This is a genomic window from Sinomonas soli (assembly GCF_054782415.1).
The window spans coordinates 298805-320352 of record NZ_BAAGSN010000007.1; the positions used below are offsets into that span (position 1 = coordinate 298805).

Consider the following 21548-nt stretch of genomic DNA (forward strand, 5'->3'; position numbering starts at 1 on the left):
CAGGATGCGAACCGGAACGAGGAGGTCCCGATGGCGACGATCGCTGACATCGCCAGCGCCGCCGGCGTCTCCAAGTCCACGGTCTCCCGGTCCTTCACGCGCCCGGACTCGGTCAACACCGAGACGCGGGAGCGGGTCCTGGCCGTGGCCGCGGAGCTGGGCTACAGCGCCGCGCCGGCCAAGGCCGAGTCGACCGGGACCGTCGCCCTGTACATCCCGGACATCTCCAACCCCTACTACCCGCCGCTCGTGCGGGCCATCCAGTCCTCGTGCCGCCGGCAGTCGCTCTCGCTCATCATGGTCGACGGCGACGACGACCCCGAGGCCGACGCCGAGGAGCTCGAGCGCATCATCGGGCGCGTGGACGGCGCGATCGTCTTCGCCCCGAGGCTGGATGCCGCCCGCATCCACGCGCTCGACGCCGTCTCGCCCGTGGTGCTCATCAACCACGTGGTCGAGGGCCTGCCCTCGGTGATCCTCTCCGCACCGGAGGGGGCCCGCCAGGCGGTCGAGCATCTTGCGGCGCTCGGCCACCGGGCCATCGCGTACCTCGCCAGCTGGGAGGACAACTACACCTCCCGGGTGCGCCTGGCCGCCGCGGAGGAGGCCGCCGACCACCTCGGCGTCACCCTGCGCGTGCTCACGCACGCCGAGCCGACCTACATCGCGGGGGTGCGGGGAGCGGACCTGGTCCTGGCCGAGCCCGTCACCGCGGTGATCGCCCACAACGACCTCATGGCCTTCGGGTGCATGAACCGCCTCGCCGACCGCGGGATCCGTGTGGGCAAGGACCTCAGCGTCGTCGGGTTCGACGACGTCTGGCTCGCCTCCGCCTCCCGTCCCACCCTGACCACGGTGAACACACCGTACGAGCGGGGCGGCGCCGTCGCCCTCCGCATGCTGACCGAGCGCATCGGCGACCCCGATCGCCCGGCCAGCACGGTCCATCTGTCAGGGGACCTCGTGGTCCGCGACAGCACTGGCCCCGCCCCCGCGCTCGCCTGACCGGCCCCGCGCTCCCCCTTCTCCGTTCCGCCCTCAGTGACGAAAGACGAGCTCATGAGCAGCTACTCCGACACGCCGTCCGGCATCGTCGACCCCGACATCGCAACCCCCGAGGAGCAGACGCGCCGCGTCCGGCGGGCCAAGAAGGCCGCCCTCGCCGCCTTCCTCGGCGGCGCCCTCGAGTACTACGACTTCTTCGTGTACGCGACCGCGGCATCCCTCGTGTTCTCCAAGATCTTCTTCCCCTCCGGTGATCCGGTGGTCGCGCAGATCTCCTCGTTCGCCACCTTCGGCGTGGCCTACGTGGCACGGCCGTTCGGCGCGATCGTCTTCGGGCACCTCGGCGACCGGATCGGGCGCAAGAACACGCTCGTGCTCACGCTCGTGCTCATGGGCGCCTCGACGTTCCTCATCGGCGCGCTCCCGGACTTCCACGCGGTCGGCTACCTCGCGCCGGTCCTGCTCGTGGCCCTGCGGCTGCTGCAGGGTCTCTCTGCCGGGGCCGAGACCGCGGGCGCATCGGCCCTGACGATGGAGGAGTCCCCGGTGGGACGCCGCGCGTTCTTCCCGTCGTTCTCGATGAGCGGCATCTCCACGGGCATCGTCCTGGCCTCGCTCGTGTTCCTCCCCGTCGCCGCGATGTCCAATGCCGACCGCCTCGCCTGGGGCTGGAGGATCCCGTTCTGGTCCTCGATCGTGGTCCTGATCGTCGCGTTCCTCGTCCGGCGCACCCTCGAGGAGCCCGAGGTCTTCGAGGAGAAGGCCCAGCACCACGAGCTGGTCAAGCTTCCCTTCCTCGACATGCTCCGGACCCACCCGGCGCAGTTCATCCAGGTCGCCCTGATGTCCTTCGAGACCGTGACCAACACGTTCATGCAGTCCTTCGGCCTGGCCTACGCCGTCTCGGTGGGCATCAACGCCCAGACCATGCTGTGGGTCAGCATCGTCGGCAACGTCATCGCCATCGCCACCCAGCCGCTCTCCGCGATGTTCGCCGACAAGTTCGGACGGAAGCCGATCTTCATCGCCGGCATCAGCGGCTCGGCCGTGCTCATCTTCGTCTACTTCTGGGCCATCTCGACGGCGAACATCCCGCTCGTCTTCGTGGTCTCGACCCTCATCACGGCCGGCACGTACGCGATGTCCAACGCCATCTACCCGGCCTGGTTCGCCGAGCTGTTCAACGTCCGCGTCCGCTACTCGGGCATGGCCGTCGGCCTCCAGATCGGCATCCTGTGCGCAGGCTTCACGCCGCTGCTCGGCACCGCCCTCGTCGGCAAGGCCGCGGCCAACTGGGGCCCGGCCGCCTGGATCGTGGCCGGCTCCACGATCCTCGCCCTCATCGGCGCCATCTGGGCCCGCGAGACCTTCCGGACGCCGATCCACGAGCTCGGCAACCCCGTCCGCGGCACCAAGTAGGCCGGCGGATCTGACCCCTCAGGGGCGCGGATCTGACTCCTCACCATCAGGGACATGACCCCTCAGCGCGAACACCGTTGAGGGGTCATGTCCCTGTGTTGTGGGGTCATGTCCCTGTGTTGTGGGGTCATGTCCCTGACGATGCGGGGTCCTTCTGGGGGTGCCGGCGCCTCTTGCGTCCGCCGACGGGCGCGTCGCTGCTGTGGGCGCCCCCGTGGTGCAGCTGCATCGCCGTCGTGATCAGCGCGAAGTGGCTGAACGCCTGAGGGGTGTTGCCGAGCTGGCGGCGCGCGTCCGGGTCCCATTCCTCGCTCAGCAGGCCCACATCGTTGCGCAGCTCGAGCAGGCGGGAGAACAGCTTCTCGGCCTCGTCGCTCCGCCCGGCCCCGAGGAGGGCCTCGACGAGCCAGAACGAACAGGCCACGAAGATGCCCTCCTGGCCCGGGAGCCCGTCGTCGCTGCTCTGGGGGTTGTACCTGAGCACGAAGCCGTCCTGCGTCAGGTCGCGCTGGATGGCCTCGATGGTGCCGATCACGCGGGGGTCGTCGTGCGGGAGGAATCCCACGCGCGGGATGAGCAGCAGGCTCGCGTCGAGCTGGTCGCTCCCATAGGACTGCACGAACGTGTTCCGCTCCTGGTCGAAGCCGTGCTCGAGCACGTCAGCGTGGATGCGGTCCCGCAGCGCACGCCAGCGGTCCACGGGCCCGGGCAGCCCTGACTCCTCAACCCCTTTGACCATGCGGTCGGCGGCGACCCACGCCATCACCTTCGAGTGGGTGAAGTGCCGGCGGGGGCCGCGCATCTCCCACAGGCCGTTGTCCGGCTGGTCCCAGATCTTCTCGAGGTGCTCCATGATGGCGATCTGCAGGTCCCACGACTCGTCGCCGTCGTCGGAGAGCGTGTTGCGCGTCAGCGCGAGGCCGTCGAGCACCTCGCCCCAGACGTCGAGCTGGAACTGGCCCGCGGCCGCGTTCCCCGTGCGTACCGGGGAGGACCCCTCGAAGCCTGGCAGCCAGTCGAGCTCGGCCTCCGGGAGGCGGCGGGCCCCGTGGAGCGAGTACATGATCTGCAGGTCGGCGGGGTCTCCGGCCACCGCGCGCAGGAGCCAGTCCCGCCATGCCGCGGCCTCGTCGGTGTACCCGCCTGCCATGAGGGACTGCAGCGTCCACGTCGCATCCCGCAGCCAGCAGTAGCGGTAGTCCCAGTTGCGGGGGCCGCCGATCTGCTCGGGCAGGGACGTCGTCGCGGCGGCGACGATCCCGCCGGTGGGCATGTAGGTCAGGGCCTTGAGCGTGATCAGCGAGCGCTGGATCGCCTCGCGGTACGGTCCCGTGGCCTGGCTCCGGGCCGTCCACTGCTCCCAGTAGTCCACGGTCCGCTTCAGGGCCTTCTCGGCATCCACGCCCCGGGGAGGCTTCTCGTGGCTCGGGCCCCACGTGAGGACAAAGGACGCCCGATCCCCTGCGGCGACGGTGAAGTCGCCCACCGTGCGGAAGTGCTCGCCGCGGACCGGGACGCTGCTGGCAAGGTAGACCGAGTCGGGGCCGGCGACGGCGTGCACGCCCCTCTCGGTGCGCCGCACCCACGGGACAACGTGCCCGTAGTCGAACCTGAGCACGAGCTCGGTGTGCATCCTCACGCTGCCGCTGACGCCCTCGACGATCCGCACCACATCGGCCACGCCGTCACGCGGGGGCATGAAGTCGGTGACCCGCACGGTGCCGCCCTCGGCCTCCCACTCCGTCTCGAGGATGAGCGTCCCCTCGCGGTACTGCCGGCGGGTGCAGGCCCCGGCGCCCTCCGGGGCGATGATCCACCGCCCTGCCTCGGAGTCAGCCAGAAGGGACGCGAAGCAGGCCGGTGAGTCGAAGTGCGGCAGGCACAGCCAGTCGATCGACCCGTCCGTGGCCACGAGGGCCGCGGTGTGCAGGTCGCCGATGAGGGCGTAGTCCTCGATCCGCGCCATCTCAGGCCCCCTGGACGTCGAGGACTACCTTGACGTCGTCCTGCTGGCGCTCGAAGGCCTTCGCGAAGTCCTCCAGCGGCACCCGGCGGGTGATCAGCCGGGCCAGCCAGTCGCCGTCGGCCTTCTTCAGCGCCTCAGCGGCGGCCTCGTAGTGGCCGCGGTTGGCGTTGACGGAGCCGAAGACCACGTCGTTGCCGAGCACGGCCTCGCGGTTCGCCGCGCCGACGTCGACCGGGAGCCGCTTGCCCGTGGACGAGACGCCGGTGAGGCACGTGACGGCGTCCAGGCCGTGCCGGGTGATGGTCTCCATGACCACGGACGGCACGCCGGTGCACTCGATCAGGACGTCGGCGAGGACCCCCGAGTCGGTCAGCGTGTCCGTGTGGTAGGTCGCCCCGAGCGCCTTGACCAGCTCCGGCTTCGGGCCGTCCTCCACCTGGTCGAAGACGTGCACCTCGAGGCCCCGCTGGACTCCCAGCAGCGCGGCGAGCAGCCCGACCGGGCCCGCGCCCGTCACGACCGCGACCTTCGGGTCGAAGAACGCCCGCTCCCCGATGGCCTCGGTGTGCTGCCAGGCCTTGGCCACGATCGTGGTCGGCTCGAGCAGCACGCCCACGTCCGCGAGCGCGGGATCGAGCTTCACGACGGCGTCCGGGTCGGCGCGGTACTGCTCGCGGGCGAACCCGTGGAGGCCCTTGATGCCGTGCTCGGTGTACTTGCCGTTGCGGCACATGTCCCACTGGCCCTGCGCGCACGCCGGGCACGGCACCGGGTCGGGCCGGCGCACGATGCCCACCACGAGGTCGCCCTCCGCGAGGCCGGAGCCCTCGGGCGCCGAGAGGACGCGGCCGAGGTTCTCGTGGCCGAGGATGAGGTGGTCGCTGCCGTCCGGCGCCTCCCCGTACTCGCCGGAGACGATCTCCTTGTCCGTCCCGCAGAGGCCGACGGCGATCACCTCCACGAGCACGCTGCCCTCGCCCTCTGCCGGCGCGTCCACCTGCAGCAGCTCGAGGGAATCCTTCACACCCGGCCGTACGCCCAAAGCCCTCACGGGGTCCACCTTCCATCCGGTCGCTGTCCGTTGTCTCTCTCGCGTGAAGGCTTCCCGCGGGCAGGGGCGTCGAAACCGATTCTGGGCGGACGCCGAGGCGGCTCCCAGCAGACTCCCGGGCGGCCCCGGGGCACCGCCCGACGGCGCGCGGCCGCCGCACACCGTCGTCCGCGGTCGACGGCCCTATGCTGGGGCCATCATCGAGGCAGCTGAGGTGGAATCCATGGCGCGCAGGCTATTCGGCGAGATTCACCCGATCACCTACCGCATGTCCGTGGCCAAGGGCAGGCTCCTGCGGAATGTGAGTGACCTCCGGCCGTCCTTGCGCCTGGCGGGGGCCCGCGATGCGGCGGACCTCCCGGCGGTGGTGTACCGGCACAGTTCCCTGATCCGCAGGCGCCTGGGCAACGTGAACCCGGAGCTGCAGGAGAACAAGGCGGTGAGCCTGTCCATCGCGGCGCCGAAGGTGGACGGCGTGCTGATCCGCCCCGGAGAGGTGTTCTCGTTCTGGAAGCTCGTCGGGCCGGTGACCGCCCGGCGCGGCTACAGGGAAGGCCTCACGATCGACCACGACCGGGCCGCGAGCGGGATCGGCGGCGGAATGTGCCAGTTCACCAACCTCATCCATTGGATGGTGCTCCACGCGCCCCTCGAGGTCGTGGAGCACCATCACCACTCCGGGCTCGACCTCTTCCCGGACTTCAACCGCCAGATCCCCTTCGGCACCGGGACCTCGATCGTGTACAACTACCTGGACTACCGCTTCCGGAATCCCACCTCGCAGACGTTCCAGCTGCGGGTCTCCGCCGGAGCCCAATACCTCTCCGGGGAGCTCCGCGCCGAATCCGCCCTGCCGCTCAAGTACCACGTCCACGAGCAGGATTCCTGCTTCTTCCGGCAGGACGGGAACGTCTACCGCCACAACACCATCCACCGGACCGCGCGGGACAAGAGGACCGGGCTCGAGGTGCTGCGGCAGCACGTGTCCACCACCACGGCGCTGGTCTGCTACCCCGAGGAGCTCATCCGCTACCCGATCCTCGACGAGCGCCCAGCCGCCGTGGCCGCCCGGTGACCGAGGCGGGAACGGACAGGCCCTACGGGATGTCCAGGATCTCGCTGCGGATCAGGAACCGCTTCCCCTCAGGGGCCTCGAGGGAGAAGCCGCTCCCCCGCCCCATCACCACGTCCACCGTGAGATGCGTGTGGGACCAGTAGCCGAACTGCTCCCGGGACATCCAGAAGGGCAGCTCCCCGCGCCCGGCGAGGTCGAACACGCCCAGGAGCACGTCCGCGTCGCCTGTGATGAGGTCCCCGTCGGGGTAGCACATCGGCGCAGACCCGTCGCAGCAGCCGCCGGACTGGTGGAACATGAGCGGCCCGTGGCGCTCCCAGAGGGTGTCCAGGAGGGCCAGCGCGGGCGCGGTCAGCGCGACCCGGGAGAAGTCCTCGCCGGGCCGCACCGGCCGTGCCGCGAGCGCTGCCGCGTGCTCGGTGGCCATCAGTACTTGATGACCACGCGGCCGTCGATCTTGGCGTGGTGCATCTCGTCGAAGACCTGGTTGATCTCCTCCAGGTCCCGCGTGTGGAACGTGGGGTGGATGAGCCCGCGCGCGTAGAAGTCGAGCGCCTCCTCGAGGTCCTGCCGCGTGCCGACGATCGAGCCGCGGATCGTGAGGCCCTTGAGCACGATGTCGAAGATCGGCGCCGGGAAGTCGCCCGGGGGCAGCCCGTTGAACACGATCGTCCCGCCGCGCCGCGCCATGCCGATCGCCTGGCCGAAGGCGGCCGGGTGGACGGCCGTGACGAGGACGCCGTGGGCGCCGCCGGTGGCCGCCTGGATGGCCGACGCCGGGTCCTCGGCGAATGCGTTGACGGTCACCTCGGCGCCGTGCTTCTTCGCGAGGGCGAGCTTCTCGTCCGCGACGTCGACGGCGGCCACGCGCATGCCCATCGCCACCGCGTACTGCACCGCGATGTGGCCGAGGCCGCCGATGCCGGAGATGACGACCCACTCGCCGGGCCGGACCTCGGTCTGCTTGAGGCCCTTGTACACCGTCACCCCGGCGCACAGGACCGGGGCCACCTCGTACGGGTCGGAGCCCTCGGGGATCCGCGCGGCGAACCTGGTGTCGACCAGCATGTACTGCCCGAACGAGCCGTCCACGCCGTAGCCGCCGTTCTGCTGGGCCTCGCACAGGGTCTCCCAGCCGGTGCGGCAGTACTGGCACGTGCCGCACGCGCTCCACAGCCAGGCGTTGCCGACGAGGTCGCCCTCGGCGACGTCGGTGACCCCCTCGCCGACGGCGACGACGGTGCCCACGCCCTCGTGGCCGGGCACGAGCGGGAGCGTGGGCTTGACGGGCCAGTCGCCCTGGGCCGCGTGGAGGTCGGTGTGGCAGACGCCGCTCGAGATGAGCTTCACGAGCGCCTGGCCCGGGCCGGGCGTGGGCACCTGCAGCTCGTCGACGGTCAGTTCGTCCCCGAAGGTGTGGACGACGGCGGCCTTGAAGGTCGTGGGAGTGGTCATGGTCATGCTCCTTTGCATGGCGGGGTGGGTGTGGAAGGCGGGACGCACGACGGCGGCGGGTCGCCGCCGCCGTCGTGCGCCCTGCGGCAGGCGTGGTGTACGGCCTAGAAGAAGCCGAGCTTGGACTCGGCGTAGGAGACGAGCAGGTTCTTGGTCTGCTGGTAGTGCTCGAGCATCATGAGGTGGGTCTCGCGCCCGATGCCGGAGGACTTGTAGCCGCCGAACGCGGCATGCGCGGGGTAGGCGTGGTAGTTGTTCACCCAGACGCGGCCGGCCTGGATGTCGCGGCCTGCGCGGTAGGCGGTGTTGCCGTCGCGGGACCAGACGCCGGCGCCGAGGCCGTAGAGGGTGTCGTTGGCGATCTCGAGGGCTTCCTCGTAGTCGGAGAACTTGGTGACGGAGACGACGGGGCCGAAGATCTCCTCCTGGAAGATGCGCATCCGGTTGCTGCCCTCGAACACGGTGGGCTCGACGTAGTAGCCGCCCGCGAGCTCGCCCGGCAGTTCGGCGCGCTTTCCGCCGGTGAGGACCTTGGCGCCCTCGGCCTTGCCGATCTCGATGTAGGAGAGGATCTTCTCGAGCTGGTCGTTGGAGGCCTGCGCGCCGATCATCGTCTCGGTGTCGAGCGGGTTGCCCTGCTTGATCTTCTTGGTGCGCTCCACGACGTCGCCGAGGAAGCGATCGTAGATGCCCTCCTGGATCAGGGCGCGGGACGGGCAGGTGCAGACCTCGCCCTGGTTGAGGGCGAAGAGGGTGAAGCCCTCCTGGGCCTTGTCGTAGAACGCGTCATCCTTGGCGGCGATGTCGTCGAAGAAGATGTTCGGGCTCTTGCCGCCGAGCTCGAGGGTGACCGGGATAAGGTTCTGGGACGCGTACTGCATGATGAGCCGGCCCGTGGTGGTCTCGCCGGTGAAGGCGATCTTGCGGATGCGCGGGCTCGAGGCCAGCGGCTTGCCGGCCTCGACGCCGAAGCCGTTGACGACGTTGAGCACGCCGGCGGGGAGGAGGTCGCCGATCAGCTCGGCCAGGACGAGGATGCTCGCCGGGGTCTGCTCGGCCGGCTTGAGGACCACGGCGTTGCCGGCAGCGAGGGCGGGGGCGAGCTTCCACGTGGCCATGAGGAGCGGGAAGTTCCACGGGATGATCTGCCCGACCACGCCGAGCGGCTCGTGGAAGTGGTACGCGGTGGTGTTCTCGTCGATTTGGGAGAGCGAGCCCTCCTGGGCGCGGATGGCGCCGGCGTAGTAGCGGAAGTGGTCGACGGCGAGCGGCAGGTCCGCGGCGAGGGTCTCGCGGACGGGCTTGCCGTTGTCCCACGTCTCGGCGACGGCGAGCATCTCGAGGTTCTCCTCGATGCGGTCCGCGATGCGGTGCAGGATGAGCGCACGTTCGGCCACGGAGGTCTTGCCCCAGCCGGGAGCCGCCTTGTGGGCGGCGTCGAGGGCGAGGTCGATGTCCGCGGCCTGCGAGCGCGCGACCTCGCAGAACACCTTGCCGGTGACCGGGGTGATGTTCTCGAAGTACTCTCCGCCGACGGGGGCGACCCACTCGCCGCCAATGAAGTTCTCGTAGCGGTCCTTGAAGGTGACCTTGGATCCCTCGGTACCGGGGAAGGCGTAGACGGTCATGGCGAAACTCCCTTGTCTCCTGGTGCCGGTGGACCGGCGTTGCAGTGAGCGTAGGAGCGGAGGGGTTGCAGGCTGGTTGCAGACGTGTGGCGTGGATCACGGGCGCCCGGCGGGCGCCCCGGGTCAGCGCCGACGGAGGCGGTACGGGCCGCCGAGCTGGCCGACCGGAATCGGCACACCCGCCCACGGCAGGGTGGTTCCCGGGACGAAGACCGTCTCAGCGTTGAAGCTGCGCTGCCGGCGCCGCCCGGAGGCGACCTCCCAGACGACGTAGACCCGGCGGCCGTCGGACGCCACGGCGTACCCGTGGACCTCCATCCCGCCGTCCCTGACGATGACCCTCTGGGCGTCAGGGGACGTCACGTGCGGTCTGCCCCCTGGGCGTGGAACGAGAGGCCGCGCTCGTGCAGCGCGGCGACGATCTCCCGCTCGCGCTCCGCCAGCGCCTCCGCGGATCCGCGCGCCCCGCGGCCACCCGCCTGGCGCAGGGCATCCTCTACTTCGGCGAGCTCCACGATGAGTTCGCGGACCGTGGCGTGGTCCCTTTCGGCTGGCCTCTGCAACATAACGTCCACGTTAGGAGGAACAGACAAGTCTGTCTTCACCCCAAAGGGTGAAGGGCGCATAGAGTTAGGAGCATGGGTGCGATTCGTGCGGCGTTGGTGAACGACTACGAGGTCGTGGCACAGGGCCTGGTCAGCATGCTGCGGGAATACCGCGACGCCATCCGCGTCGTCGAGGTTGACCTCAGCAGGACCGTGGGGCAGTCGGTCGACATCACGCTGTACGACACCTTCGCGGCCACCCAGGGGGACGGCGAGGCCGTGCGCGAGCTCGCGGCCAATCCACTCGCGGGCAAGGTCGTGGTCTACTCGTGGAATCTGGACCCCGCGCTCGTCTCGGCGGCGCTCGCCAACGGGGCCACGGCCTACGTCTCCAAAAGCCTCCCCGCGCGCCACCTCGTCTCGGCACTCCAGGCCGTGCACCGCGGTGAGCTGCGGGCGCTGGCGCCAGCCGACGGATCCGGGACCGGCGTCCGCGGCGACTGGCCTGGCCGGGAGGAGGGCCTCACCCCGCGCGAGGCCGAGGTACTGGCCCTCATCACCCAGGGCCTGGGCAATGCGGAGATCTGCGAGAGGACGCACCTCTCCATCAACTCAGTCAAGACATTCATCCGCAGCTGCTACCGCCGGATCGGGGTGACGAACCGGAGCCAGGCCATCCTGTGGGGCATCGAGCACGGCTTCCGTCCCGACCGGGCACGGATCCGGGTCGATGCGGCGGGGCGGGAGCAGCGCTAGGCCTCCCGCGGCCCGCGGCCGCATGCCGCCGTGGGTCAGCCGAGCGCCAGGGTCAGGCATCCTTCGGCGGCCTGCCACACCGGACGGGCGCCGAGTTCGGCGCAGAGCCGTTCCATCCGCGCGGCGATGGGCCGCGCGGCACGGCCGGCGAGGAATGCGCGGCGGTCCACGATGACGGTCGGCCAGAGCAGGAGCCTCGAGGCAGCACCGCCGTCGGCAGGGCCGCCGCCGAGGTGCCCGCCGTCGCGCAGCTCGAGCAGGAAGATGAAGGACTGGTCGTTGCGCTCGGCCGGGTCGACGGCGTAGTCGTCGATGAAGTCGCCCGCGCCGTAGAGGATCGGTCGCCCGCGGTGGACCTCGACGCCGCGGACGATGTGCGGCGAGTGGCCGAAGACGACGTCGGCGCCGTCCTCGACGAGGGCGTGTGCCAGTGCCCGGTGCGCGGCGGGGACGTCGGAGCCCCAGTTTCCGCCCCAGTGCGCCGAGACGACGAGGACGTCCACCGCGTCCCGCGTGGCCCGGACGAGCTCGCGGAGTCGGCGCCCGAGCGGGTGCGCGGCGTCCACGGGGGCGTATGCCACCCCCGCGGACTGCGGGGCGGCGGCCCAGTCGGGGGTGTTGTCGGTGAAGGCGACGAGGCCGACGTCGAGGCCTCCGGCGCGCACGATGGCCGGCGACCACGCGGCGCCGTCGTCCCTTCCCGCCCCGGCGTGGCCGATGCCCGCGCCGTCGAGCACCGCGACCGACTCGAGCAGCGCCGCGGCCCCGAAGTCGAGGGTGTGGTTGTTGGCGAGCGAGACCGCGTCGATGCCGGCCGCGGTCAGGCACTCGACGTTCTCCGGGGCGGAGCGGAAGTGGAAGGCCTTCCCGGGCCAGGGCGAGCCGTCCCGAGCGAGGACGCACTCGAGGTTGGCGATGCGCAGGTCGGCGCGCGCGAGCACCGGCAGGGTGTCGCCCCAGACCGACGCGGGCGCCGCGGTGCGCAGCCGCTCGTCGACGAGGCGGCCGAGCATGACGTCGCCCACGAACGCGATCCGCACGTGCGGCCCCTCTCAGGCCCGTCAGCCGGCGGCCGGCGCCCTGCCGCCCACCACGAGCTGCTCCATGCGGCCCCCGAGCGCGTCGATGCTCGAGCCGAACTGGCCCCCGAGGCCCGCGATGCGCACATAGCCCTTGAAGGCCAGCAGGAGGAGCGCGGTGATGTGCGCGTCGAGCGCGGGCTCCCGCTCCTTGGGAAGGAGCCGGAGGAGCCAGCCGTGCCGGTCCGCGGACTCCTCGAGGTACGCCGACGCGCTGGCCGTGCCCGGATGGGATTCGCGCTGCGCCCGGGTGAAGAGGGGCAGGAGGTCGGAGCCGCCGTCGGGCTCCACGGCCTGGCCCAGATGATCATGCTGCAGCGCGCCGAGGAGCTCGAGCTCCTCCTCGCTCAGCCCGCGGCCGGCGTCGAGGTGGACGCCCACGAGGATCTCCACGGCCTCGGAGCGCTCCCGGCGCCCCGCCCATACGAGACGCGCGGCGTGCTCCACGAACGAGCACACGAGCGGCGCGGTCTCAGCGCCGAAGCCGAGGCGGTCGAGCCCGAGCACCGCCTGCGCCGTGCGCTTGGCCCGCATGAGCCAGCCCCAGGCCACGGCGACGGCGCGGGCCTCGTCGAGCTCCTCCCGCGAGCCGTTCTCGATCCAGTGCGCCGGCACCGGGATGGGGTGGTCGATCAGCGCGACCAGGTCATCGAGGGCGTGGGTCCAGCTGTCAGCAGGCTCGTTCTCCGCCATGCCACCAGTGTGCGCCCGCTCCCCGGCCGCCGGGGAGGCCCATAGCCTCTGGTGCGCCGCGCCGGGCGGCACGCCCGGGCCGCCCGGCCTTGTCGCGCGCGAGGCGCGGGCCTGAGACTGGGGGCATGTCGATCCTGCCGCAGATCAGCCTCCGCACCCCGCTCCCCTTCGACATCCTCGGCGCCCAGGTGGCCGTGACCGGGCTGGGGTCCGCGTTCGAGGGCGTGTACGGGTCCGTCGTGGTGCGCGACGGTGCCGGGCACGTGGTCGCCGAGTCGAACCTGCTCGGCGGAGGCAACGGGTTCTCGCTCTTCCACAGCGCGTTCGGGCTGGGGGTGCCGTCCACCCCGGAGGGCACCGTGACCGTGCAGGCCACCAACCCCAGCGGCCTGCCCGAGAACGCCGCCTCCGTGACCGTCCCGGTGACCTTCGGCCGGACCCTCATGGGCGGGACGTACTCGGGGTTCACGCTGCACACCGTCCAGGAGGGGGACACGCTCTCGGGGATCGCACGGGACGTCTACGGCGACGAGGGCCGCGCCGGGCTCCTCTTCACGGCGAACCGCGACATCCTCTTCAGCCCGGACGTCCTCTACCCGGGCCTCGCGCTGCGGGTGCCGATGGCCTGATGGTCCGCATCGCGGGGTCCATCACGATCGCGCGGCCGCCGGAGGCCGTGTTCGACGTGGTGGCCGACGAATGCAACGAGCCGCTCTACAACCCCGCGATGACCGCGGTCGAGAAGCTGACCGAGGGGCCGATCGGGGTCGGGACACGGTGGCACGCCACCGTGGTGGCCCGGGGCCGGCCCACGGACATGGAGCTCGAGGTCACCGAGTTCTCCCGGCCCACCCGGCTCGGGACGGTCACGCGGATGACGACGGCGACCGTCACCGGGGCGCTCACGCTCACCCCTGCGCGGGGCGGGACCGTGATGAGCTGGGACTGGAGCCTCCGCCTCGGCGGGGCAATGCGGCTGCTGGGCCCGCTGTTCGCGCGTGCGGGGCGACGCCAGGAGGAGCGCACCTGGGCATCGCTCAAGCGGCTGCTGGAGAGTGAGGGGAATCCTCGCCCCGCAGGGCGAGAGCAGCCTGCACGAGGGCCGCGTGGGTGAGGCACTGCGGGAAGTTGCCGAGGTGTTCGAGGGTGTCCGGATCCATCTCCTCGCCGTAGAGGCCGAGGGGCGTCGCCAGCCGCAGGAGGTCCTCGAAGGCGCTCTCCGCCTCGCCGCGCCGGCCGGTGACGGCGAGCGCCTCGACCATCCAGAAGGAGCAGGGAAGGAAGGCCCCTTCTCCGCCGGGGAGCCCGTCCCGGCCCGGAGGGTACCGGTACAGGAGGGGTCCGCCCGCCGCGAGCTCGCGGCCGATCCGTTCGACCGTGGCCGCCAGTCGCGGGGACCCGGGGTCCTCGAACCCGAGCCCGGGCAGCATCAGCAGGGCCGCATCGGCATCGTCCGAGCCGTAGGCGCGGCGGTAGCTCCCGGTGGACGGATGGATCCCCCGCGCCCGGACCTCCGCTTCGATCCCCTCCCGGGCCTCCTGCCAGCGGCGCAGCTTCCGCGCCCGCGCCCCCTGACGCGAGGCGATCCGGAGCGCCCGATCCAGCGCGACCCACGCCATCACCTTCGAGTGCACGTGGTGTGCGGGGGCGCCGCGGACCTCCCAGATCCCGGCGTCGGGGTCCTGCCAGCGCACTGCCACGTAGTCAGCGAAGGAGCGCATGGCGCGCCACATCTCCGAGGAGAGCGGGTGGCCGCCCTCGACCGACGCCCAGGCCGCGTCCAGCACCCAGCCGTACCCGTCGAGCTGATGCTGGGCCGCCGCCAGGTTCCCGACGCGGACGGGTTCGCTGCCCCGATAGCCAGGCCAGCCGGTGAGGGTCCGCTCGGCCGGCACGGGCGTCCCCCACAGCGTGAGCAGGGCCGGCAGGCGCGGCCGGTCCAACCTGCTGGCATGGAGCAGCCAGCCCAGGAACCGCGCGGCGTCGTCACTCTTCCCGACCGCGAGGAAGGTCCGCGCCCCCAGGCTCGCGTCCCGGGGCCACGTGTAGCGGTAGTCCCAGTTCCGCAGGCCTCCCGGTTCCTCCGGCAGGGACGTGGTCGGCGCCGCCACGGGCGCACCCGAGGGCGAGAAGCTCAGCAGCCGCAGCGTCAGCAGGCTCCGTACCACGGCTTCGCGGTGGGGGAGGTCGTCGTCGACTTCCGCGGACCACGCCAGCCACCTGTCCTCGTCCGCGGCGACCAAGTCCCAGGCGGAGGCCGGATCGAGGAGCACGAGGGGCTCACGGGACGCGATGGAGAGGACCAGGGTCAGTGGTCGGCCGGGGACGACGACGGCCCGCGACGGCGCTCCGGGCCGCACCGCCAGGGGCGGATCTGACGAGAGCGACAGGGCAAGGCGCCCGGCGGCGGCCACGAGGTGCGCTCCACGGCGGCTCCAGCGGCAGGCGGACCCGCCGGGCCGGGGGTCGAGCATGATCGAGACCTCGACGGGTCCTGCGGAGGCGCTGAGCCGGCGCACCAGGACCGACGCCGGGGCGAGTTTCCCGGCCGTCTCCGCCACCATCGCCTCCTCCAGCAGCAGCCGGCCGCCGTCGGCCTCCCATTCCGTCTCCAGCGTGGCGGTCCCGCGCCGGTACCGTCGGGTGACGGGCGGCACGGCGGGCTGGGGGCCTACGGCGAAGGACCCGGCCCGCTCTCCTCCGACGAGGGCTCCGAAGACGGGAGTGCCATCGAAGGAGGGCGCACAGAGCCAGTCGACGGAGCCGGCAGAGGACACGAGTGCCGCCGTGCGGGTGTCGCCCAGCAGCCCGTAGTCGGCGATCGGGACCCCCACAGTGCTGTCCATCGTTGCGGTCTCCCTACTGAGGTCCCAGGAGCAGGCCGAGGACCGCGCCGTACAGGACATGGGCTACCGCAGTCACCACGGGGGTCTGGATCCCGTAGTTCAGTCCGAGCAGGCCCGGAGGCTCGAGGACCGCATGCGTCGACGGGCCGGAGCGCGCCGTCGCCATCCTCGGATGGGCCCCCGGCAGGAGCGGCAGGATCACCGTCAGGGCCGCCGCAGCGTGCAGGGCCCCCAGGAGGGCCCCCGCCCACCAGCTGCTCGCCCCCAGCAGCGCGAACGCCGCCGCGTAGCCGAGGGCGAAGCACTGCCCGGCGGCCAGATGCAGGAAGAAGCCGAGGACCCGTGCCCGGTCCGGGTCCGGGGTGACCATGGTCCCCAGGAGCAGGGGCAGGTCCATCCGGGTGAGCCCTGCCATCTGGGCGACGATCATCGCTGCGGTCAGGGCCCCCGTTGCCATGAGCCCGAAGACCGCCCATCTGGCCCAGTCCATCGCGGCCTCCCTCCTCCCTGCCACTGGGGAGCCCTCCATAATTCTTATTTCAGATTTTAGATGCTCCGCTGCCATCCGAGAAGACCCCCTCCGGCCGGGGGGATCGGAGGATCCCAAATTGGGATCCCAAATCCTTGACTGTGGCGCCCCTCACCCCGTACGCTCTTTTTGGGATCCCAAGTCGGTATCCCATCGAGTTCTCGACCGTTGCGCAGCCCGTTCGGGCACGGCCGGCGCCTCCCCGCCTGCCACCTTCTCCCCAATGCCGTGAAGGAGGACGCATGTCCCTTCGAGAAGAACACCCAGACCACTCCGGCCTGGCCGACGCCCCGGCGATCGTCGCCGAGGCCCGCGCCCAGGCCACCGCCCAGGCACCGGCCAAGCCCACCGGCGTCCGCTGGAGGCTGTTCCTCCTGCTGCTGGTCCTCGTGACCGTGAACTACGTGGACCGCGGCTCCATCTCCGTGGCGCTGCCCATCATCCAGAAGGAGTTCGCCCTCTCCCCCGAGCTCGTCGGACTCCTGCTCTCCGCCTTCTTCTGGACCTACGCGCTCATGCAGGTCCCGGTCGGCTGGCTCATCGACCGGTTCGGCCCCCGCAAGGTCGTCACGGCCTCGTGCATCGGCTGGGGCGCGGCAACCGCCGCGTCCGGCATGGCCGGCGGATTCCTGAGCATGTTCATCGCCCGAGCCGCCATCGGCGTCACCGAGGCCGGGGTCATGCCCGCGGGCGGCAAGCTGAATGCCCTGTGGATGCACTCGAAGGAGCGCGGACGGGGCGCCACGATCCTCGATGCGGGCGCACCGCTCGGCGCCGGCGTCGGCGGCATCCTCATCACCTGGCTCATCGCCGCCACCGGCGGCTGGCGCATGTCCTTCGTCATCGCCGGCATCGCCACCGTGGTCCTCGGCGCCCTCATCTGGTGGTACGTGCGGGACAACCCCCGCGACCACCGGGCGGTCAACACCGCGGAGGCCGAGTACCTCGAGGCCTCGCACGCCGCCGAGGACGCCGAAGCCGCGGCCGCCGGCAGCACCTCCAAGCGCGGCCTGCTGCCGTACCTGAGGTTCCGCTCCTTCTGGGCCATGTGCTTCGGCTGGCTCGGCTTCAACGGCGTGTTCTATGGTCTGCTGACGTGGGGGCCGCTGTACCTGGCCCAGGCCAAGCACTTCAACCTCAGCTCGATCGGCTGGTCCACGTTCGTGATCTTCGGCGCCGGCTTCGTCGGCGAGATCCTCGGCGGCGCCCTCGCCGACAGGCTCCGCGCCCGGGGCCACGGCGCCAACCTCGTCATGCGCTCGCTCCTCGGTGTCTCGAGCCTGATCGTGGCCGGCGGCCTCGTCGGGGTGACGGTCGTCGGAGACCCGATCACCGCCGTCGCCCTCCTGTCCGTGGTCCTGTTCTTCCTCCGCTGGGTGGGCCTCTTCTGGGCCGTCCCGGCAACGCTCGGCGGCCGCACCAACGCAGGCGTCCTCGGCGGGGCGATGAACCTCAGCGGCAACATCGCCGGCTTCGTCACCCCGATCGCCGTCGGCCTCATCGTCGGCGCCACCGGCGGCTACACGTGGGCTCTGCTGTACTTCGTCGGGTCAGCGGTCATCATGGGCATCTCGGTGCTCATGCTGGACTACAGCCGCAGGCTCCCGGTCTGAGGCGCAGCCGGGCGGGCGGCCCCGCGCCGCCCGCCCGGGCCCCATCCCACCGTGGTCGAATGGACCACATCAGGCGCGCCGGCCCGACCGGCCCCGACCATCCGTCAGGAGCGTTCAATGGCACAGCCAGTCGAGGAGTCCCTCCGGGACCGGCCCCTCCGCGAGGTCATCCGTGACACCCTGCGGACCCGCATCTTCGAGGGCTACTACGCGCCGGGGACACGGCTGATCGAGCGCGACCTCGCCTCCGAGTTCAAGGTGTCCCGGCTCCCGGTCCGCGAGGCCCTGAGGATGCTCGGCCAGGAGGGGCTGCTCGCGGAACGCGCCACCCGCGGCTCGGTCGTCGCCGGGCTGAGCGAGAAGGAGGTCGAGGACCTCTTCGACGTCCGCGCCTCCCTCGAGGTCCTGGCCTGCCGGCTTGCGTCCCAGCGGGCCACGCCCGAGGACCTCGACCGGCTCGGCGGCCTCCTGACGGACGCCGCCGATGCCCTCGCCCGCGGGAGCATCAACGAGGCGCACCGCTTCAACAACGACTTCCACGACGAGGTCACGAGGATCGCGGACAACACCTTCCTCCGCACCGCGCTCGAGCCGCTGCAGGGCCGCATGCACTGGCTCTTCCGCCACGTCACGGACCTGCCCGAGCTCATCGAGGAGCACCGGAACCTCCTCGCGGCCATCGCGAGCGGCGACCCCGAGCGGGCCGCGGCGCAGTCGAGCAAGCACATCGGCAAGTACAGGGAGCAGTACCCGGACACGGTCTGACCGCCCGGCGCCCCAGCTTCAACCCAAGGAACCGCCATGAGACTTCTGGTCATCAACCCCAACATCAGCGAGGACGTCACGTCCCTGATCCGCGCCGAGGCCGAAAGGTCGGCCGCCCCCGGCACCGAGCTCCTCGTGCGCACCGCCGCGCACGGCGTCGAGTACATCGAGACCCGCTTCGAGTCCCTCGTCGCCGCGGGGGCCGTCGCCGAGCTCATCGCCGAGCATGCCGGCGAGGTCGACGGCGTCGTGGTCGCCGCGTTCGGCGACCCCGGCATGCCGGCGCTCAAGGAGCTCGTCCGCGTCCCCGTCGTCGGCATCACGGAGGCCGCGCTGTGCGCCGCGGCCCTGACCGGCCGGCGCTTCTCGATCATCGCGATCTCGGACCGCATCACCGCCTGGTACCGGGAGTGCGTCGAGGGCTTCGGGCTGGCCTCACGGCTCGCCTCGATCCGCTCGATCAAGGGCGCGCTGCGGGGCATCGGGAGCGTCCAGGAGGACTTCCGCCCGACCCTCGTGGAGCTCGCGCGGCTCGCCGTCGCGGAGGACGGCGCCGACGTCGTGATCCTCGCGGGGGCGCCGCTGGCGGGCCTCGCCCGGGACGTCGCGGAGGAGATCCCGGTGCCGGTGATCGACGGGATCGGTGCCGGGGTCCGGCTGACGGAGGCCCTCGTGGGCCTGTCCGCCGGGGCGCACCGGGCCGGCTCATTCGCCGCGCCGCCGCCCAAGCGCCGTGCCGGGTTCTCGCCCGCGCTGGGGGCCGCGCTCGACGCCGCCCAGCTGGCCTCCCCCGGTGCCGGCGCCGCAGCGGGGGTGCGGGCATGAGCGCCGCCCAGCGGAACGGCGTGGCCAGCCTCGTCATCGCCCACGGCCTCGTGGTCAACGCGGCCGGCCGCCGCCGCGCCCACGTGGTGGTCGACGCCGGCCGCGTCACCGCTGTCGTCGACGCCGCCGAGCCGGTGCCCGCCGCCGAGCGCGTGATCGACGCGTCCGGACGCGTGGTCATCCCCGGCGGGATCGACGGGCACTGCCACGTCGCCCAGGTCACCGGCCGGTGGCGGACCCTCGACGACTACGCCGTCACGTCGGCCGCCGCACTCTGGGGCGGGACCACGACCATCATGGACTTCGGCATCCCGCGGGATGCGCGGGAGACCCCGCTCGAGGCCGCCGCGAACAAGCTCGCACTCGCCGCCGAGGCGCGCTGCGACGTGGCCCTGCACGGAGCCGTCATCGACTGGGACGAGACCGTCCCGGCCCAGCTCGAGGAGCTCGCGCGGCTCGGCGTCCGGTCGGTGAAGATGTACATGACGAACCGTGGCTCGACCATGGCGGACAGCGACACGGTCCTGAAGGTCATGCGCGAGATGGTGCGCCTCGACGGGCTCACCTACATCCACGCCGAGCACGACGCCATGATCGTGGACTGCACCCAGGAGCACGCCGACGCCGGCCGGATCGGCATCGGGCACCTGCACGAGACGCGGCCGGAGCTCGCCGAGGAAGCCTCCGTCCGGGAGGTCCTCGCCATGGCCGAGTACACCGGCGCGCCCGTGTACTTCGTCCACCAGTCCACCCCGGGCGCCGTCGACCTCGTCGCCGAGGCCCGCGCCCGCGGCGTCGAGGCGCATTCGGAAACCTGCCCGCACTACCTCGTCCTCGACGACGGCGTGTACTCCTCGCGGTTCCCGGAGTGGTACGCATGCTGCCCGCCGATGCGCTCGGCGGAGACGGTCGCGGCCCTGCGGGAGCGCTTCGCCGACGGCTCCATCCACACCGTCTCGAGCGACCACTCGTGCTACGACCTCACGCAGAAGCGCGAGCGCACCGACGACATCCGGCAGATGCCGCACGGCCTCCCCGGCGTCGAGACCCGCATGCCCGTGGCCTTCACCGCCCTCGCCGAGGGCTGGGAGTGTGCGGATCCTGCGGGCGCCGGGGCCGGCGGGGACACGCACGACGACGGGGGCCTCCTCGAGCGCTTCGTCGACCTCTTCGCCGCCGCGCCCGCGCGGATCAACGCCCTCCCGGGCAAGGGGGCGATCGCGCCCGGATTCGACGCGGACCTCGTGGTCTTCGACCCGTCCGAGTCCCGCACCGTGGACGGCGCCGGGCTGCACATGGGCACCGACTTCTCCCCGTTCCACGGCCGGAGCCTCCGCGGCTGGCCGCAGCACGTCGTCGCCGGCGGCCGCGTGGTGCTCGACGACGAGGGGTTCCAGGACCCCGGGCCCGTGGGCCGCGTCGTTGCCCGCCTCGGGTACCGCGAGTCGCTTGCCCGCGCGCGGGCCCTCCCCGCCCCTGCCGTCCCCGTCCTCGCCGCCCCTGTGGGTGCCGCCGTCCCGGAAGGAGCCTGAGCCGTGGTGCACACCGCATGCCCCGCCCGGCTGGGCATGATCGTCCCCTCGTCCAACACGTGCCTCGAGCCGATGAGCTACCGGATCCTCGGCGGCCGAGAGGACGTCACCCTCCACTCGGCCCGGATCCCCGTGACCCGGATCGCCCTCGATGCGGGCTCGGACCGCCAGTTCGACGTCGAGGGCATGCGGGCCGCGGCCGAGCTGCTCGCCACGGCGGACGTGGACGTCATCGCCTGGAACGGCACATCGGGCTCCTGGCTCGGGCTCGAGCACGACCGGCAGATCGCCGCCGAGATCACCGCCGCCACCGGCATCCCCGCCACGACGTCCACGCTCGCGTACTTCGACGCGTTCGCCCAGTTCGGTGTCCGGACCATCGGCCTCCTGACCCCCTACACCGCGGACGTCAACGAGCAGGTGATCGCCCGCTACTCCGCCGAGGGCGTCCGCACGGCCGGGCACCGCGCGCTCGGGCTCAGCGACAACGAGTCCTTCGCCCGGGTGGCCCCCGAGGAGCTCGTCCCGGGCTCGCTCGAGCTCGCCGCGGACCGTCCCGATGCGCTCGTGTACCTGTGCACGAACCTCTACGGCGCACCCGTCGCAGCGGAGATCGAGGAACGCACCGGCGTCCCGGTGCTCGATTCCGTGGCCGTGACCCTCTGGCGCTGCCTCCAGCTCGCCGGCGCCCCGCTCCTCGAGACGCACTGGGGCAAGCTCCTCGCCTGAGGCGACCGGCCGCCGACGTGGCCCGTCGAGGTGCTGC

General features: G+C 71.8%; 22 protein-coding genes. 11 read left to right on the plus strand and 11 right to left on the minus strand.

Annotated elements, in window-relative coordinates:
- The first annotated feature begins 30 nt into the window (after nt 1–30).
- Together ACYVKZ_RS09050 and ACYVKZ_RS09055 are read left to right on the plus strand one after the other, a co-directional pair.
- The gene (locus ACYVKZ_RS09050; protein WP_460991817.1) at nt 31–1005 is read left to right on the plus strand and encodes a LacI family DNA-binding transcriptional regulator; all 975 of its coding nucleotides are present in this window, start codon (nt 31–33) and stop codon (nt 1003–1005) included.
- Nucleotides 1006–1059: 54 nt separating this feature from the next.
- Entirely contained in the window at nt 1060–2424 is a 1365-nt protein-coding gene (locus tag ACYVKZ_RS09055) for an MFS transporter (protein ID WP_460991818.1), read from the plus strand.
- Between the two features lie 127 nt (nt 2425–2551).
- Here ACYVKZ_RS09055 and ACYVKZ_RS09060 read toward each other — a convergent pair whose 3' ends face one another.
- Nucleotides 2552–4390, minus strand: a complete 1839-nt coding sequence (locus ACYVKZ_RS09060; protein ID WP_460991819.1) for a glycoside hydrolase family 15 protein — start codon at nt 4388–4390, stop codon at nt 2552–2554.
- A gap of 1 nt (nt 4391) precedes the next feature.
- On the minus strand, nt 4392–5441 hold the full coding sequence (locus ACYVKZ_RS09065; protein ID WP_460991820.1) for a glucose 1-dehydrogenase: 1050 nt from the start codon (nt 5439–5441) through the stop codon (nt 4392–4394).
- Between the two features lie 223 nt (nt 5442–5664).
- Here ACYVKZ_RS09065 and ACYVKZ_RS09070 point away from each other — a divergent pair, with 223 nt between their 5' ends.
- Nucleotides 5665–6516 carry a VanW family protein gene (locus tag ACYVKZ_RS09070; RefSeq protein ID WP_460991821.1) on the plus strand — a complete coding sequence of 284 codons (852 nt, stop codon included), beginning with the start codon at nt 5665–5667 and terminating at the stop codon, nt 6514–6516.
- A 22-nt stretch (nt 6517–6538) separates the two neighbouring features.
- Here ACYVKZ_RS09070 and ACYVKZ_RS09075 read toward each other — a convergent pair whose 3' ends face one another.
- From ACYVKZ_RS09075 to ACYVKZ_RS09095, 5 genes are all read right to left on the minus strand, one after another.
- Nucleotides 6539–6943, minus strand: coding sequence for a DUF779 domain-containing protein (locus ACYVKZ_RS09075; protein WP_460991822.1), 405 nt, complete (start codon nt 6941–6943; stop codon nt 6539–6541).
- Complete coding sequence (gene adhP / locus ACYVKZ_RS09080; protein ID WP_460991823.1) at nt 6943–7971, minus strand: alcohol dehydrogenase AdhP; 1029 nt, start codon at nt 7969–7971, stop codon at nt 6943–6945. Before adhP ends, ACYVKZ_RS09075 begins: the two co-directional genes overlap by 1 nt.
- A 104-nt stretch (nt 7972–8075) precedes the next feature.
- Nucleotides 8076–9599: an aldehyde dehydrogenase gene (gene adh, locus ACYVKZ_RS09085; RefSeq protein WP_460991824.1), complete on the minus strand. Its 1524-nt coding sequence runs from the start codon at nt 9597–9599 to the stop codon at nt 8076–8078.
- Nucleotides 9600–9722: 123 nt separating this feature from the next.
- A complete protein-coding gene (locus ACYVKZ_RS09090) occupies nt 9723–9962 on the minus strand; it encodes a hypothetical protein (RefSeq protein WP_460991825.1) in 240 nt (79 codons plus the stop codon).
- The gene (locus ACYVKZ_RS09095; protein ID WP_460991826.1) at nt 9959–10165 is read right to left on the minus strand and encodes a hypothetical protein; all 207 of its coding nucleotides are present in this window, start codon (nt 10163–10165) and stop codon (nt 9959–9961) included. Before ACYVKZ_RS09095 ends, ACYVKZ_RS09090 begins: the two co-directional genes overlap by 4 nt.
- A 72-nt stretch (nt 10166–10237) precedes the next feature.
- On the opposite strand from ACYVKZ_RS09095, the gene ACYVKZ_RS09100 reads away from it, so the two are divergent.
- Nucleotides 10238–10900, plus strand: a complete 663-nt coding sequence (locus ACYVKZ_RS09100) for a response regulator transcription factor (RefSeq protein WP_460991827.1) — start codon at nt 10238–10240, stop codon at nt 10898–10900.
- A gap of 35 nt (nt 10901–10935) precedes the next feature.
- Here the strand turns inward: ACYVKZ_RS09100 and ACYVKZ_RS09105 are convergent, their stop codons facing one another.
- Both ACYVKZ_RS09105 and ACYVKZ_RS09110 read right to left on the minus strand, forming a co-directional pair.
- Nucleotides 10936–11940 (minus strand): CapA family protein, encoded by a 1005-nt coding sequence (locus ACYVKZ_RS09105; RefSeq protein WP_460991828.1) that lies wholly within the window; start codon nt 11938–11940, stop codon nt 10936–10938.
- A gap of 21 nt (nt 11941–11961) precedes the next feature.
- A complete protein-coding gene (locus ACYVKZ_RS09110) occupies nt 11962–12672 on the minus strand; it encodes a hypothetical protein (protein WP_460991829.1) in 711 nt (236 codons plus the stop codon).
- A gap of 125 nt (nt 12673–12797) precedes the next feature.
- Here ACYVKZ_RS09110 and ACYVKZ_RS09115 point away from each other — a divergent pair, with 125 nt between their 5' ends.
- Both ACYVKZ_RS09115 and ACYVKZ_RS09120 read left to right on the plus strand, forming a co-directional pair.
- Nucleotides 12798–13301 (plus strand): LysM peptidoglycan-binding domain-containing protein, encoded by a 504-nt coding sequence (locus ACYVKZ_RS09115; RefSeq protein WP_460991830.1) that lies wholly within the window; start codon nt 12798–12800, stop codon nt 13299–13301.
- The gene (locus ACYVKZ_RS09120) at nt 13301–13786 is read left to right on the plus strand and encodes an SRPBCC family protein (RefSeq protein ID WP_460991831.1); all 486 of its coding nucleotides are present in this window, start codon (nt 13301–13303) and stop codon (nt 13784–13786) included. Before ACYVKZ_RS09115 ends, ACYVKZ_RS09120 begins: the two co-directional genes overlap by 1 nt.
- Here ACYVKZ_RS09120 and ACYVKZ_RS09125 read toward each other — a convergent pair.
- Together ACYVKZ_RS09125 and ACYVKZ_RS09130 are read right to left on the minus strand one after the other, a co-directional pair.
- A complete protein-coding gene (locus ACYVKZ_RS09125; protein WP_460991832.1) occupies nt 13710–15518 on the minus strand; it encodes a glycoside hydrolase family 15 protein in 1809 nt (602 codons plus the stop codon). The two genes, ACYVKZ_RS09120 and ACYVKZ_RS09125, sit on opposite strands and share 77 nt — an antisense overlap.
- 13 nt (nt 15519–15531) lie before the next feature.
- Entirely contained in the window at nt 15532–16008 is a 477-nt protein-coding gene (locus ACYVKZ_RS09130; protein ID WP_460991833.1) for a hypothetical protein, read from the minus strand.
- Between the two features lie 281 nt (nt 16009–16289).
- Here ACYVKZ_RS09130 and ACYVKZ_RS09135 point away from each other — a divergent pair, with 281 nt between their 5' ends.
- The 5 genes from ACYVKZ_RS09135 to ACYVKZ_RS09155 all read left to right on the plus strand — a co-directional run bounded on the left by ACYVKZ_RS09135 (nt 16290) and on the right by ACYVKZ_RS09155 (nt 21511).
- Nucleotides 16290–17660 carry an MFS transporter gene (locus ACYVKZ_RS09135; RefSeq protein ID WP_460991834.1) on the plus strand — a complete coding sequence of 457 codons (1371 nt, stop codon included), beginning with the start codon at nt 16290–16292 and terminating at the stop codon, nt 17658–17660.
- 117 nt (nt 17661–17777) lie between these two features.
- The gene (locus tag ACYVKZ_RS09140) at nt 17778–18425 is read left to right on the plus strand and encodes a GntR family transcriptional regulator (protein WP_460991835.1); all 648 of its coding nucleotides are present in this window, start codon (nt 17778–17780) and stop codon (nt 18423–18425) included.
- Between the two features lie 36 nt (nt 18426–18461).
- A complete protein-coding gene (locus ACYVKZ_RS09145) occupies nt 18462–19250 on the plus strand; it encodes an aspartate/glutamate racemase family protein (protein ID WP_460991836.1) in 789 nt (262 codons plus the stop codon).
- On the plus strand, nt 19247–20782 hold the full coding sequence (locus tag ACYVKZ_RS09150; protein ID WP_460991837.1) for an amidohydrolase family protein: 1536 nt from the start codon (nt 19247–19249) through the stop codon (nt 20780–20782). The genes ACYVKZ_RS09145 and ACYVKZ_RS09150 overlap by 4 nt, the downstream gene beginning before the upstream one ends.
- A 3-nt stretch (nt 20783–20785) precedes the next feature.
- Nucleotides 20786–21511: a maleate cis-trans isomerase family protein gene (locus ACYVKZ_RS09155; protein WP_460991838.1), complete on the plus strand. Its 726-nt coding sequence runs from the start codon at nt 20786–20788 to the stop codon at nt 21509–21511.
- Nucleotides 21512–21548 lie beyond the last annotated feature (37 nt).

Excerpts from the sequence above, each read along its gene's own strand:
- ACYVKZ_RS09050 (WP_460991817.1), top strand. The coding sequence starts at position 31 with ATGGCGACGATCGCTGACATCGCCAGCGCCGCCGGCGTCTCCAAGTCC.
- ACYVKZ_RS09055 (WP_460991818.1), top strand. The coding sequence starts at position 1,060 with ATGAGCAGCTACTCCGACACGCCGTCCGGCATCGTCGACCCCGACATC.
- ACYVKZ_RS09060 (WP_460991819.1), bottom strand. The coding sequence starts at position 4,390 with ATGGCGCGGATCGAGGACTACGCCCTCATCGGCGACCTGCACACCGCG.
- ACYVKZ_RS09070 (WP_460991821.1), top strand. The coding sequence starts at position 5,665 with ATGGCGCGCAGGCTATTCGGCGAGATTCACCCGATCACCTACCGCATG.
- ACYVKZ_RS09075 (WP_460991822.1), bottom strand. The coding sequence starts at position 6,943 with ATGGCCACCGAGCACGCGGCAGCGCTCGCGGCACGGCCGGTGCGGCCC.
- adhP (WP_460991823.1), bottom strand. The coding sequence starts at position 7,971 with ATGACCACTCCCACGACCTTCAAGGCCGCCGTCGTCCACACCTTCGGG.
- adh (WP_460991824.1), bottom strand. The coding sequence starts at position 9,599 with ATGACCGTCTACGCCTTCCCCGGTACCGAGGGATCCAAGGTCACCTTC.
- ACYVKZ_RS09095 (WP_460991826.1), bottom strand. The coding sequence starts at position 10,165 with ATGTTGCAGAGGCCAGCCGAAAGGGACCACGCCACGGTCCGCGAACTC.
- ACYVKZ_RS09100 (WP_460991827.1), top strand. The coding sequence starts at position 10,238 with ATGGGTGCGATTCGTGCGGCGTTGGTGAACGACTACGAGGTCGTGGCA.
- ACYVKZ_RS09110 (WP_460991829.1), bottom strand. The coding sequence starts at position 12,672 with ATGGCGGAGAACGAGCCTGCTGACAGCTGGACCCACGCCCTCGATGAC.
- ACYVKZ_RS09115 (WP_460991830.1), top strand. The coding sequence starts at position 12,798 with ATGTCGATCCTGCCGCAGATCAGCCTCCGCACCCCGCTCCCCTTCGAC.
- ACYVKZ_RS09120 (WP_460991831.1), top strand. The coding sequence starts at position 13,301 with ATGGTCCGCATCGCGGGGTCCATCACGATCGCGCGGCCGCCGGAGGCC.
- ACYVKZ_RS09125 (WP_460991832.1), bottom strand. The coding sequence starts at position 15,518 with ATGGACAGCACTGTGGGGGTCCCGATCGCCGACTACGGGCTGCTGGGC.
- ACYVKZ_RS09130 (WP_460991833.1), bottom strand. The coding sequence starts at position 16,008 with ATGGACTGGGCCAGATGGGCGGTCTTCGGGCTCATGGCAACGGGGGCC.
- ACYVKZ_RS09135 (WP_460991834.1), top strand. The coding sequence starts at position 16,290 with ATGTCCCTTCGAGAAGAACACCCAGACCACTCCGGCCTGGCCGACGCC.
- ACYVKZ_RS09140 (WP_460991835.1), top strand. The coding sequence starts at position 17,778 with ATGGCACAGCCAGTCGAGGAGTCCCTCCGGGACCGGCCCCTCCGCGAG.
- ACYVKZ_RS09145 (WP_460991836.1), top strand. The coding sequence starts at position 18,462 with ATGAGACTTCTGGTCATCAACCCCAACATCAGCGAGGACGTCACGTCC.
- ACYVKZ_RS09150 (WP_460991837.1), top strand. The coding sequence starts at position 19,247 with ATGAGCGCCGCCCAGCGGAACGGCGTGGCCAGCCTCGTCATCGCCCAC.